Genomic DNA, 11,985 nt, shown 5'->3' on the forward strand with positions numbered 1-11,985 from the left:
GGGTGAGTCGCGTCGCGTCCGGGTGGCCGCCGCCCGTACCGCCATCGGCCCAGGCAGCGGCGCTCCCCACCGCCTGGGGACCGGTCCACGCGGGGTGACCGTCAGGACTCGAACTTGTAACCCAGGCCACGCACCGTCACCAGGTGCCGGGGCGCGGACGGGTCGGGTTCGATCTTCGAGCGGAGCCGCTTGACGTGCACGTCGAGCGTCTTGGTGTCGCCGACGTAGTCCGCGCCCCAGACCCGGTCGATGAGCTGGCCCCTGGTGAGCACCCGGCCGACGTTGCGCAGCAGGTACTCCAGCAGGTCGAACTCCTTGAGCGGCAGGTTCACCTCGCGGCCGGCGACGGTGACCACGTGCCGCTCGACGTCCATCCGGACCGGCCCCGCCTCCAGGACCTGCGGCAGCAGGTCGGAGTCCAGGCCGGGCTCCCCGCCGCGGCGCAGCACCGCGCGCACGCGGGCGATGAGCTCCCTGGCCGAGTACGGCTTGGTGACGTAGTCGTCGGCGCCCAGCTCCAGGCCGACCACCTTGTCGATCTCGCTGTCCCGCGCGGTGACCATGATCACCGGGACGGCGGAGCGCTGGCGGAGCTGCTTGCACACGTCGGTGCCGCTCATGCCGGGCAGCATGAGGTCGAGCAGCACGATGTCGGCGCCGTTGCGGTCGAACTCCTCCAGCGCCTCCTGGCCGGTGGTGGCGATCGCCGTGGTGAACCCCTCCTTGCGGAGCAGGAACGCCAGCGGGTCGGCGAAGGACTCCTCGTCCTCGACGATCAGCACCCTGGTCACAGCACTCCTCCATGGTCGACGCTGTTGGTGCCCGTCCCGCCGGGGCCGGGTTGGCCGGCGGCCGACGTGCTGGACGGGACGAGGGAGGGGGCGCGCGCCGGTCGCTCGCCGTCGCTTTGGCGGGGCTGCTCGGCGGGGGCGGCCGGGTGCTCGGCGCCGTGGGCCGGGATGCGCAGGGTGAAGGTCGACCCGGTGCCGGGCCGGCTCCACAACCGCACCTCGCCGCCGTGGTTGGCGGCCACGTGCTTGACGATGGCCAGGCCGAGCCCGGTGCCGCCGGTGGCGCGCGACCGGGCCGGGTCCACCCGGAAGAACCGTTCGAACACCCGCTCCTGGTGCTCCGGGGCGATGCCGATGCCCCGGTCGGTCACCGCGATCTCCACGAAGCCCTCGGCGGCCCGCCGGCTCACCGAGACCGGGCTGCCGGGCGGGGAGTAGGAGATGGCGTTGTCGACCAGGTTGGTCAACGCGGTGACCAGCAGGGTGCGGTCGCCGTCGACCTCCGTCCCCGACGGCTCGTCGACGGTGATCTCGATGCCCGCCGACTCGGCGGCCAGCCGGCAGCGGGCCAGCGACTCGCGGACCATCTCGTCCACGTCGACCGTGGCCAGCTCGGGCAGCCGCTCGGCGCCCTGCAGCCGGGACAACGCGATCAGCTCGGTGACCAGCGAACCCAGCCGGGTCGCCTCGTGCAGGATCTTGCCGCCGAACCGGCGCACCTCGTCCGGTTCGTCGGCGGCGTCCAGGACCGCCTCGGCGAGCAGCGCGAGCGCGCCGACGGGGGTCTTCAGCTCGTGGCTGACGTTGGCGACGAAGTCGCGCCGGGTGGCCTCCAGCCGGACCGCGTCCGACTCGTCGCCCGCGTCCACCACGACGAACCCGTCGCCGAGGGGCCGCGCCTCGCCGAGCACCGCGGCCGGGTTGCGCCCGGACAGGGTGCCGCGCTCCAGCGGCGAGAGGTCCACGTGCACCACGTCGCCGGTCTCCAGCACCTGTTCGGCGGCCTTGATCGCGCGGGCGTCGGCCCGGTTGGAGCGAACCACGCCCAGCTCCGCCGACCGCGGGTTGTGCAGCACCACGTCACCGAAGCGGTTGATCACGGCAATGCCGTTGTGCGACGAGAGCACGACCCGCTGGACCAGCTCGGCGACGGTCACCCCCGCTGGTGGGCGCGGGTGCCGGGCGCCGTGCGCCCGGCCGAGCAGGAAGGCGACGACCGCGGCGGCGAGCGCGGCGCCGAGGGTCAGGGCGAGATAGCCCGATGCGGTCACGGCCGCATCGTAAGCAGCGCGGACCCCGGTCCGACCAGTCCGAAGGGGCCATCCGTGATACCGGCGACACCGCCATCACCAGCTGTTTTGTCCCGCGTCACGCGCAGTTCACCCATTCGTGTCATCGGGGTGACGCTGCCCGGCCCAACGCGCCGTACCCCGTGCCGCCGCCGGCGTGCTCGGCGGACGGCCGCGGTGACCTGCGGGAAGTGCTGGAGCGCCGCGGCCCCCTCTGCGCTCCGCGACGGCCGCGGCCGCGCCGGGTGACGGCTGCCGACCCCGACCGGACACCCGGAGTTCCACCTGAAGTGGTGAGTGGGTGACGCTCGGGGTGTCCGAATTGGCGACGTGCCCGTGTGACACGCCGGAACGCGTCACACGGGCACGGGCGGACTCGGGAGCGGAGCGCTCAGCGCCCCTGGTTGGCGACCGCCTTGATCGCGTTCGCGGCGGCCTCCGGGTCCAGGTAGGTGCCGCCGGGGTTGGTCGGCCGCAGCTCGGCGTCGAGGTCGTAGCGCAGCGGGATGCCGGTCGGGATGTTCAGCCCGGCGATGGCCTCGTCGGAGGTGCCGTCGAGGTGCTTCACCAGCGCGCGCAGCGAGTTGCCGTGCGCGGCGACGAGCACGGTCCGCCCGGCCCGCAGGTCCGGCACGACGGCCTGCTCCCAGTACGGCAGCAGGCGCGTCACGACGTCCTGGAGGCACTCGGTGAGCGGGAGGGCGTCGCCGAGGTCGGCGTAGCGCGCGTCGGCGTCCTGGCTGAACTCGCTGCCACGCTCGATCGGCGGCGGCGGCGTGTCGTACGAGCGGCGCCAGAGCATGAACTGCTCCTCGCCGTACTCCTCCAGGGTCTGCTTCTTGTTCTTGCCCTGGAGCGCGCCGTAGTGCCGCTCGTTCAGCCGCCAGTCCCGGCGGACCGGGATCCAGTGCCGGTCGCAGCCGTCCAGCGCCAGGTTGGCCGTGGAGATCGCGCGCCGCAGCAGCGAGGTGTGCACGACGTCCGGCAGCAGGCCGGCGTCGCGCAGCAGCACACCGCCACGCCGGGCCTCCTCCTCGCCCCGCTCGGAGAGCGGCACGTCCACCCACCCGGTGAACAGGTTCTCGGCGTTCCACACGCTCTCGCCGTGGCGGAGCAGCACGAGCGTCCCGACAGCGTTTGCCATGCCTACAGCCTGCCAAACCGGGCGCGGAACGCCGGCACGACCCGCGTGCGCCGGGCGCGCCGGCGGCGCGGCCGGTCGTCAGCGGGCCGGAGCGGCCCCCTCCGCGGCCCGCAGCTCCCGGCGGAGGATCTTCCCGGACGCCGACCTCGGGATGCGGTCGACGAACTCGACCAGCCGCACCTTCTTGTGCGGGGCCACGCGGGCGGCCACGAAGGCCATGACCTCCTCACCGGTCAGGTCCGCCGCGGCGGGCTGCCGCACGACGAACGCCTTGGGCACCTCCTCCCCCGCGTCCAGGACCCCGACCACGGCCGCGTCGGCGACCCCCGGGTGGGTGAGCAACAGGGCCTCCAGCTCGGCCGGCGGCACCTGGTAGCCCTTGTACTTGATCAGCTCCTTCACCCGGTCGACGATGCGGAAGCAGCCCTGCCCGTCGACCACGGCCACGTCCCCGGTGCGCAGGAAGCCCTCGCCGTCCAGCGTCGCCCCGGTCGCCTCCCGGTCGTTCAGGTAGCCGGCCATCACGTTCGGGCCGCGCAGCAGCAGCTCGCCGGGCACGCCCGGCCCGACGTCCGCGCCGGTGTCCGGGTCGACGATCCTGGCCGTCATGTTGGGCAGCAGCAGGCCCACGGTGCCGGGCGGGATGTCGTCCCGGTCGCCGGGGATGGCGTGGCTGACCGGGCTCAGCTCGGTCATGCCGTACCCCTGCCGGACGCGGCAGCCCAGCCGGGCGCGCACCGCCGCCGCCAGTTGGGCGTCCAGCGGCGCGGCGCCGGAGAAGAGCGTCCCGAGCGCGGACAGGTCGTGGTCGTCGACCGCGGGGTGCTTGGCCAGCGCGACCACCACCGGCGGCGCGACGTAGACCTGGTCGGTGCGGTGCTCCGCGATCACGCGCAGGAACTCGGCGAGGTCGAACCTCGGCAGGGTGACCACGGTCGCGCGGTTGTGCAGCGCGTGGTTCATGGTCACCTGCATGCCGTAGATGTGGAAGAACGGCAGCACGGCCAGCACCCGGGACCGCTCGGTCAGCTGGATCACGGACTGGCACTGCACGATGTTCGCCACGAGGTTGCGGTGCGTCAGCAGCACGCCCTTGGCGTGCCCGGTGGTGCCCGAGGAGTAGGGCAGGACCGCCACGTCCCTGGCGGGGTCGAGCCGGACGTCGGGCGCGGGGGCGTCGGTGTCGAGGAGGTCGGCCAGCGAGAGGTGGCCGGCGGCCGCGTCCCCGGCGTCGGCCGCACCGCCGTCAGCGCCGTCAGCGCCGTCAGCGCCGTCAGCGATGACGACGATCTCGCTGACGCCCGCCGCCCCGGCGGCCGCGGTCGCGCGGTCCAGGAGCGGCGAGGCGGCGAACAGCAGCCGCGCCCCGGAGTCGGCGAGCTGGGTGGCGATCTCCTCCGCGGTGTACAGCGCGTTGATGGTCGTGGCGGTGGCGCCCGCGCGGAGCACGCCGTGGAAGACCACGGCGTAGTCCGGGGTGTTGGGGCTGAGGATGCCCACGACGTCGCCCCGGCCCACCCCGCGCGCCGCCAACCCGGCCGCCACCCGGTCGACCCCCGCGGCCAGTTCCCCGTAGCTGAGCGAGCGGCCCGTCACCCCGTCCACCAGCGCGGTCCGCCGCGCGTGCCCGCCCAACGCGCCGAAGAGCAACTCCGGCAGCGACACGTCCGGGACGACCACGTCGGGGAACGAGCTGCGCAGGATCACGGGCCACCTCCGGCACGGGCGGCACTGCCGCCACTGGGCACCCAATCGTGTCGGGGATCACACCGGGCGGTCAAGCTCGGCCGTTCCGAGATCGGGCCGTTACTTCGCAGACCTAAGAACACTCGAATGGAGTAGCGAAGCAGGCTTGTGGGGGCCTCCCGGCTTCTGCCAAGTTGACATCGCTCTTCGAGATCGGCTCCCACGCACTCCCCGGTCTCGCGAGGGCGAACGCCGTGGTTCGTCTCCCCCGTCGGACCACGGACCCGCCCGGATCCCGGGGTGCCCCCCGCCCATGGGATCCGCCGCGGCGGGACCTGACGCGGGGCGGCTCGAGCTCGCGACTCCCCCCTCTCTCCGAGCCGCCCCGCGCCGCCCCCCGGCGACGCGGTCCCGGTCACGACCCGACCGGCGAACACCACCGCCGCGTCACGCCTCCGGATTCGGGGCGAGGGCGGGGCGAGCCGTCCGACGCCGACGGCGGAGCACCCAGAGGACCCCGGCGGCCGGCACCCCGAGCGCCACGAGGAACGGCAGCATCGCGCCCAGCGCCGTGAGCGCAGCGCCCACGGCAGCTGTGAACGCCCGCCACCCGGCGCCCAGTCCGCCGACGAACCCGTCGGCGTCACCACCCGACGTCGGCGCCGACGCCACTCGGAAGACCACAGTGGACAGTGCGACCTGACCGGCCAGGCTCTCGTTCCTGCGCTGCAACGACTCCAGCTCGGCCTGGCGCTTGGCCAGCTCGCCCTCGACCTGCACGACCTCGGACACGGTCCCCGCGCGCTCCAGCAGCGCCCGCACCCGGTCCACGCTGGCCCGCTGCGCCGCGAGCCGGGCCTGCACGTCCACGAGTTGGTCGGTGACGTCCTCCGCGCGCTGCTCCCGGCGCACCAGCTCGCCCAGCCGGCCGAGCTCGTCGAGCACCCCGTCGAGCCGGTCCGCCGGCACCCGCAGGGTCACCCGGCCCTGACCGCCCCGCGTGTCCTCCGCGGCGGCGAAGCCACCTGCCCTGGTCCCGACCTCCCTGGCCCTGGCCACGGCCGCGACGGCGTCGTCGTGCCGCACCTCCAGCTCCGCGGACCGGATCACCCGCCGATCGGCCTGCGCGGCGGCGCGCACCGCGCCCTCACCAGGGGCCTGCGCGCCCCCCTGACCAGCGCCGCCGCCCGGGACTGCGTTCTTTTCGGGGTTCTGCCCCGGGTTCCTCTCCGGGTTCTTCCCCGCCGGCGCGTTCCCCGCCGCCACCTCGGCCCGCTGGGGCGCCGACGACGGGGAACCCGTCCCCGTGCACCCGGCCAGCCCCAGCAGGAGCACGGCCACAGCGGCCGGCCGTAACCAGCGCCCACCCATGACAACCTCCCCGTCCACCTGGCATCTCGTGGGGCCGCCAACAGGAGAGCGGCGTCCGGGGCGAGCGGAAGCGCTCACCCCGGACGCCGCCGCGTCCCACGGCACACCACACCGGTCGAGCTCCGCGGGCGAAGGAGGAGCGCTCGCCCGCGGAGGTCTCCGCCATGGGACGGGATGATCGGTGGTGATCGTTGCGGGAACCCGGGTATCGGCGGGGAAAACGGCCGGGCGGCCTACTCGGCCACGGCGCTCGGACCGCTGCCCGCCTCCTCCCGCTCGACCAGGTGGCGGAACGGCTGGAGGTTCGCCAACGACTCGCCCCGCGAGACCCGCCAGTCCCACTCGCGCCGGATCGAGGTGGAGAAACCCAGCTCCAGCAACGTGTTGAAGTCGCCGTCGGCGGCCTCCAGCACCTGGCCGAGGATCCGGTCCAGCTCGTCGGCCGTCACCGAGGGCAGCCCGATCCGGCCGACGAGGTAGATGTCGCCGGCCCGGTCGATCGTGTAGTGCACCCCGTACAGCCGGGCGTTGCGCCGCAGGAGGAAGCGGTAGACCTCCTCGTGCGCCTCGTCCGGCCGCCGGCAGACGAACGCCTCGACCAGCAACGCGTGCCGGTCCAGGACCAGCCAGCAGTTGGTCTGGAGCTTCTTCACGCCGGGCAGGGTGACGAAGTACCGGCCGGACTCCCTGCGGTCGTACCGCAGCTCGCGTTCGTCCAAAGTGGACGCGATCACCCGGTCCAGCGCGTCCCGCCGGTCCGGCCCCGCCCCCTCGGTCGCCGTCACACCGCCACCTCCTCCGGCCGCGTCGCGGCGTCGATGGCCCGCACGCGCGAGCTCGTCTCCCTGCGGAAGACCCGGGCCGCCTCCGCATAGGTTTCCAGCAGCGCCTCGGCGGTGCGATCCCAGGAGAACCGGGCGGCGTGCCCGGCGGCGCTGGCGGCCAGCGCGTCGCGCCGCCCGGGGCGCGTCACGTCGGCGAGCACACCCGCCCACTCCACCGGGTCGTGCGAGGGCACCAGGACCCCGGAGACGCCGTCGGCCACCGCCACCGGCAGGCCGCCGACCGCGGCCGCGACCACCGGCGTGCCGCACGCCTGCGCCTCCAGCGCGACCAGGCCGAACGACTCGTTGTGGCTGGGCACCGCCACCACGTCGGCCGCGCGGTAGACCTGGGCCAGCTCCGCGCCCGACCGGGGCGGCAGGAACCGGACCAAGTCCGACACGCCCAGCTCGCCGGCGAGCCGGCGCAGCGCCTGCGGCTGCTCCAGCCCGGTTCCCGACGGGCCGCCCACGACCAGCACGACGAGCCGGTCCCGCAGCGCCGGGTCGCGCGCCAGCATCTCGGCGGCGGCGCGCACCAGCACGTCCGGCGCCTTCAACGGCTGGATGCGGCCGACGAAGGCGAGCACGACCGCGTCCCGCCGCAGGCCGAGCGCGGCCCGGGCGACGAGCCGGTCGCCGGGCGTGAACCGCTCCAGGTCCACCCCGGGCGGGATGGTCGCGACCCGGTCCGGCGCGGCCCCGTAGAGGTCGACGAGCTGGGTGGCCTCGACCTCGGTGTTGGCGACCAGCCGGTCGGCCTCGGCGACGACCTGCTCCTCGCCGATCACCCGGGCGCGCGGCTCCGGGGTGTCGCCCCGCGCCAGCGCGGAGTTCTTGACCTTCGCCAACGTGTGCGCCGTGTGCACCAGCGGCACGCCCCAGCGGTCCCGCGCCAACCAGCCCACCTGCCCGGAGAGCCAGTAGTGCGAGTGCACGACGTCGTAGTGCCCCGGGCTGGAGAACGCCTCGGCGCGCAGCACACCCGCGGTGAAGGCGCACAGCTGGGAGGGCAGGTCGTTCTTGCTCAGGCGCTCGAACGGCCCCGCGACGACGTGCCGGACGGTCACGCCGGGCGCCAGCTCGGCCGACGGCGGCAGGTCCGACGAGGTGGCCCTGGTGAACACCTCGACCGCGACGCCGCGACGGGCCATCCGCACGGCGGTCTGCACGATGTAGACGTTCATGCCGCCGGCGTCCCCGGTGCCGGGCTGCTCCAACGGCGAGGTGTGCACGGACAGCACCGCGACCCGCCGGGGTCGACGGCTGCCCCCGACGGCGCGGACCGACCCGATCACCGCGTCGCCCCCGTCAGGCAGCGCCGGGCGAAGGCGGCCAGCTCGGCGTCGAACTCCGTCGGCCGCTCGGCGAACGGGGCGTGCCCGACGCCGTCCCACCAGCTCAGCTCCGCGCCCGGCACCTGCTTCGCGGCGAACTCGGCGCAGGACGGGTCCACCACCGTGTCCGCCCGGCCGTGCACGACCAGGGTGGGCACGTCCAGCGCCGACAGCACGTCCGCGCTGTCCTGCGTCCTGCGGAACAGCGCCGCCCGGACCCGCGGCGGGGTGCGCAGGGCGGCGGCGAACAGCCGCTGCCGCACCTCGCCGGGGATCTCCGGGCTGATGTCGGCGAAGAACCCGGTGAGGGCGGGCACCGCCACCGCGTAGTCGTCGGAGAGCGCGGCCGGCAGCGCGCCGCGCATCGTGGCGCCGACCGCTCCGCCCCTCCGGTCCCGCCCGATCTCCGTGATCGCGCCCACGAACACGACTCCAGCCACAGAGCCCGTGCCGTGGACGCGCAGGTAGTCGGCGACCACCAGGCCGCCGTAGGACCAGCCGACCAGCACGGCGGGCGCCCCGACGTGCGCGAGCACCGCCGCCAGGTCGTCCGCCCACACCCGCGGGTCGGCGTACCCGTCGGCCGGCGCGTCGGAGTCCCCGTGGCCGCGCAGGTCCACCGCGACCACCCGGAACTCCTCGCTCAGCACCGGGTCGGCGAGCTGGGCCCGCCACGACTCCGCCGACTGCGCCCAGCCGTGCACCAACACCACGGCGGGGGCGTCGACCGGCCCCGCCTCGGTCAGGGCCAGCCGGGCGTCCCCGGAGCCCTTCACGTACGTCCGCATGTACACGCCACCCACTCCCAGTCCGGACGTCACCTCAGAGCATCAACCGCGCGCGCGAAGCGATGCTTCCCGGGTGGGGAGTCTCACCCGGGTTCCCGCCGGCACTCCACCGGCGCCCCGTCCCCGGGGCCGCGCGTCCGCGTCCCGGCTCGGGGCTTCGCTTCGGGGCCCCGCCTCAGGGCCTCACTTCAGGGCGGACTTGGACTGCCAGGTCGGCCAGTCCAGCTGCCAGTCGTAGACGTCGAACTGGGCGGGCAACGTGTACGACGCCCCGGTCACCTCGACCGGGTCGCCGATCATCGCGCTGTTGTAGTAGGCCCTGGCGTCCGGCTCGGTGAGGTTGGCGCAGCCGTGCGAGGTGTTGGCACGGCCGATGTTCGCCCGGTTGTCCTCGTTCTCGTGGATGAACTCGCCGTGGTTGGAGAACCGGACGGCCCACTTCTTCAGCACGTTGGTGTAGCCGTACTTCGGGTTGTCGAAGCTGTGGACGTCCTTCTTCTCCATGACGATGTACGTGCCGTTCGGCGTGTTCAGGTCGGGCACGGCGTCCTTGCCGAAGCTGGCCGGGTAGCTGGCCACCTTCTGCCCGCCGCGGTAGACGTCCATCTGGTGCGTCGGCGTGTTGATCTTCACGACCTGGTTGCGGCCGATGGTGAACTCGCCCGACACGTTGTCCGCGCCCCACGACCCGTCCCCGTAGGGCACGCCGTACAGGTTGACGTTGACCTTCACCCTGGTCCCCGCCGGCCAGTAGTTCCTCGGCCGCCAGTCGACCTGGGTGCCGCTCAGCCAACCCCAGGAGCCCTCGACGGGCACCGAGGTCTCCACCTTCAGCGCCTTCTCCGCCGCGGCCCTGTCCCGCACCGGCTGGTCGAACTTCACGCTGATCGGCATGGCCACGCCGACCTCGCCCTGGTACGGGAACAACGTCGCGCGCACGGTGCTCTTCGGCTTGACCGTCGTGAAGGAGCCCTCGACCGGGGCCTCCTTGCCGTCGACGCCCTTCGCCTTGCCCGACCACGTGTAGGTCTTGGCGTACCCCAGCGGAGTGCTGGTCGACCAGCTCTTCTTGTCCGCGGCGAGCTGGCCCTCGACCGGCTTGCCCTCCGGGTTGGTGAGCCGGACCTCCTCCAGCGTCCCGTCGTTCACCGCGAGTCGGACCGGCGAGACCGGGTTGACGTCGGCGGCCCCGTTGGCCGGCTCCGCGGTCACCTTCGGCGGTGGCGCGCTCGACGTCTCCGGCGCCGTCGACCCGGACGCGCCACCGGAACAGCCGGCGACCAGAAGGGCCACCACGGCCACCGCACCCGCCAGACCGGTGCGGCCACGCCCCCTCAGAAACACCACCGACCACCTCCCATGCACGACTCGGACCAGAGTGCCCTCTTCTGATGACGTGCGACCACCTGCTTCCTATGTCAAGCATGTGGGTGGCGGTTCTCACAGGGACCCCGGCGGGCACGGCCGCCCGAGGTTGGGGAGGATGCCGCACGTGAGCTCTGATCAGCGGGTTTCCCGCCGTACCGCGGTCGTCACCGGAGCCAGCGCCGGCATCGGCGCCGCCACCGCCCGGCGCCTCGCCGCCGACGGTTTCCACGTCGTGCTGGGCGCCCGCCGGGCCGACCGGTGCCAGCGGATCGCCGAGGAGGTGGGCGGCACGGCGCTGCCGCTCGACGTGACCGACCCCGAGTCGGTGCGGGCGTTCTGCGAGCAGGTGCCCGAGGCGCACGTGCTGGTCAACAACGCCGGTGGCGCGTTCGGCCTGGAGCCGGTGGCGCGGGCCGACGAGGAGAACTGGCGGCGCATGTGGGAGAGCAACGTGCTGGGCACGCTGCGGATGACCAAGGCGCTGCTGGACAAGCTCGTCGCCTCCGGCGACGGGCACGTCGTGACGGTGACCTCGATCGCCGCGCACGAGGTCTACGACGGCGGTTCCGGGTACACCGCGGCCAAGCACGCGCAGTCCGCGCTGCACCGGACGCTGCGGGGCGAGTTGCTGGGCCAGCCGGTCCGGTTCACCGAGATCTGCCCGGGCATGGTGGAGACCGAGTTCTCCGTGGTCCGGTTCGCCGGCGACGAGGACCGGGCCGCCGCCGTCTACCAGGGGCTGACCCCGCTGACCGCCGAGGACGTCGCCGACACGATCGCGTGGGCGGTGACCCGCCCCTCGCACGTCAACATCGACCAGATCGTGCTCAAGCCCCGCGACCAGCACTCGGTCACCCGCGCGCACCGACGCTGATCACGGCGGCGGAGCGACAGGGAGGCGCCGGTGCGGCGCCTCCCTTCTTCTTGTGACGTATTTCTTGCTGGCGCATGAGTGGCAATGCCCACGGTGATGCGCGAGGTGTGGCCCGGGACACGCCGAGCTGATGGATTCCGGTCGCGGAGGTTGGTCAGTCGGTCGGGGGGCGGTGGTGGCACCGCCGTGGCGCGGGGTGATCGGGGCGGGGCGCTTCGCGCGTCTGAGTGAGGGCGGCTCGTTCTGTGGTGGCCTGTCAGAGAAAGCCGTGTCCGGCAAGTCGTTTTGCCGTGTTCGGCGGGAGTTGTCCACAGGCGCTCTGGTTGTCCACAGGGCGCGGTGATGCGGTTTTGTGGCGGGGTGGGGGCCGATAGGCTGGAGCAGGGCTCGCCCCCCCAGGGCGGGTGGGGGCTGACCACGGGTGGGGCGGACGGCTCGGTCGCCGGCTCCGCCCGACCCCGCGCCGAGCAACAGGGGCGGGGAGCGCTGCCCCGATACGTTCCCCGCCCCTGTCGT

Annotated in this window: 10 protein-coding genes; 1 reads left to right on the top strand and 9 read right to left on the bottom strand. The window is 73.8% G+C overall.

Annotated elements, in window-relative coordinates:
* Positions 1–101: 101 nt before the first annotated feature.
* The 9 genes from BUE43_RS01190 to BUE43_RS01230 all read right to left on the bottom strand — a co-directional run bounded on the left by BUE43_RS01190 (position 102) and on the right by BUE43_RS01230 (position 10,520).
* A complete protein-coding gene (locus tag BUE43_RS01190; protein ID WP_073479447.1) occupies positions 102–791 on the bottom strand; it encodes a response regulator transcription factor in 690 nt (229 codons plus the stop codon).
* Positions 788–2,062, bottom strand: a complete 1,275-nt coding sequence (locus tag BUE43_RS01195; RefSeq protein WP_073479448.1) for a sensor histidine kinase — start codon at positions 2,060–2,062, stop codon at positions 788–790. Before BUE43_RS01195 ends, BUE43_RS01190 begins: the two co-directional genes overlap by 4 nt.
* Before the next feature lie 409 nt (positions 2,063–2,471).
* Positions 2,472–3,224 carry a phosphoglyceromutase gene (locus tag BUE43_RS01200; protein ID WP_073479449.1) on the bottom strand — a complete coding sequence of 251 codons (753 nt, stop codon included), beginning with the start codon at positions 3,222–3,224 and terminating at the stop codon, positions 2,472–2,474.
* A 78-nt stretch (positions 3,225–3,302) separates the two neighbouring features.
* A complete protein-coding gene (locus BUE43_RS01205; protein WP_073479450.1) occupies positions 3,303–4,931 on the bottom strand; it encodes an AMP-binding protein in 1,629 nt (542 codons plus the stop codon).
* 426 nt (positions 4,932–5,357) lie between these two features.
* Positions 5,358–6,281, bottom strand: coding sequence for a DUF4349 domain-containing protein (locus tag BUE43_RS01210; RefSeq protein ID WP_073479451.1), 924 nt, complete (start codon positions 6,279–6,281; stop codon positions 5,358–5,360).
* A 233-nt stretch (positions 6,282–6,514) separates the two neighbouring features.
* Entirely contained in the window at positions 6,515–7,066 is a 552-nt protein-coding gene (locus BUE43_RS01215) for a type III secretion system chaperone family protein (protein ID WP_083959219.1), read from the bottom strand.
* Positions 7,063–8,397 (bottom strand): D-inositol-3-phosphate glycosyltransferase, encoded by a 1,335-nt coding sequence (mshA, locus tag BUE43_RS01220; protein WP_200797365.1) that lies wholly within the window; start codon positions 8,395–8,397, stop codon positions 7,063–7,065. Before mshA ends, BUE43_RS01215 begins: the two co-directional genes overlap by 4 nt.
* Positions 8,397–9,227 (bottom strand): alpha/beta fold hydrolase, encoded by an 831-nt coding sequence (locus BUE43_RS01225; protein ID WP_073480165.1) that lies wholly within the window; start codon positions 9,225–9,227, stop codon positions 8,397–8,399. The genes mshA and BUE43_RS01225 overlap by 1 nt, the downstream gene beginning before the upstream one ends.
* 183 nt (positions 9,228–9,410) lie before the next feature.
* Positions 9,411–10,520, bottom strand: a complete 1,110-nt coding sequence (locus BUE43_RS01230; protein ID WP_234995472.1) for a L,D-transpeptidase — start codon at positions 10,518–10,520, stop codon at positions 9,411–9,413.
* A gap of 199 nt (positions 10,521–10,719) precedes the next feature.
* Here BUE43_RS01230 and BUE43_RS01235 point away from each other — a divergent pair, with 199 nt between their 5' ends.
* The gene (locus BUE43_RS01235; protein WP_234995473.1) at positions 10,720–11,469 is read left to right on the top strand and encodes an SDR family NAD(P)-dependent oxidoreductase; all 750 of its coding nucleotides are present in this window, start codon (positions 10,720–10,722) and stop codon (positions 11,467–11,469) included.
* The last annotated feature ends 516 nt before the right edge of the window (positions 11,470–11,985 follow it).

It is taken from the genome of Streptoalloteichus hindustanus, from assembly GCF_900129375.1.
In the GTDB taxonomy this organism is placed as follows: Bacteria; Actinomycetota; Actinomycetes; order Mycobacteriales; family Pseudonocardiaceae; genus Streptoalloteichus; species Streptoalloteichus hindustanus.

Excerpts from the sequence above, each read along its gene's own strand:
- BUE43_RS01210 (WP_073479451.1), bottom strand. The coding sequence starts at position 6,281 with ATGGGTGGGCGCTGGTTACGGCCGGCCGCTGTGGCCGTGCTCCTGCTG.
- BUE43_RS01225 (WP_073480165.1), bottom strand. The coding sequence starts at position 9,227 with ATGCGGACGTACGTGAAGGGCTCCGGGGACGCCCGGCTGGCCCTGACC.
- BUE43_RS01200 (WP_073479449.1), bottom strand. The coding sequence starts at position 3,224 with ATGGCAAACGCTGTCGGGACGCTCGTGCTGCTCCGCCACGGCGAGAGC.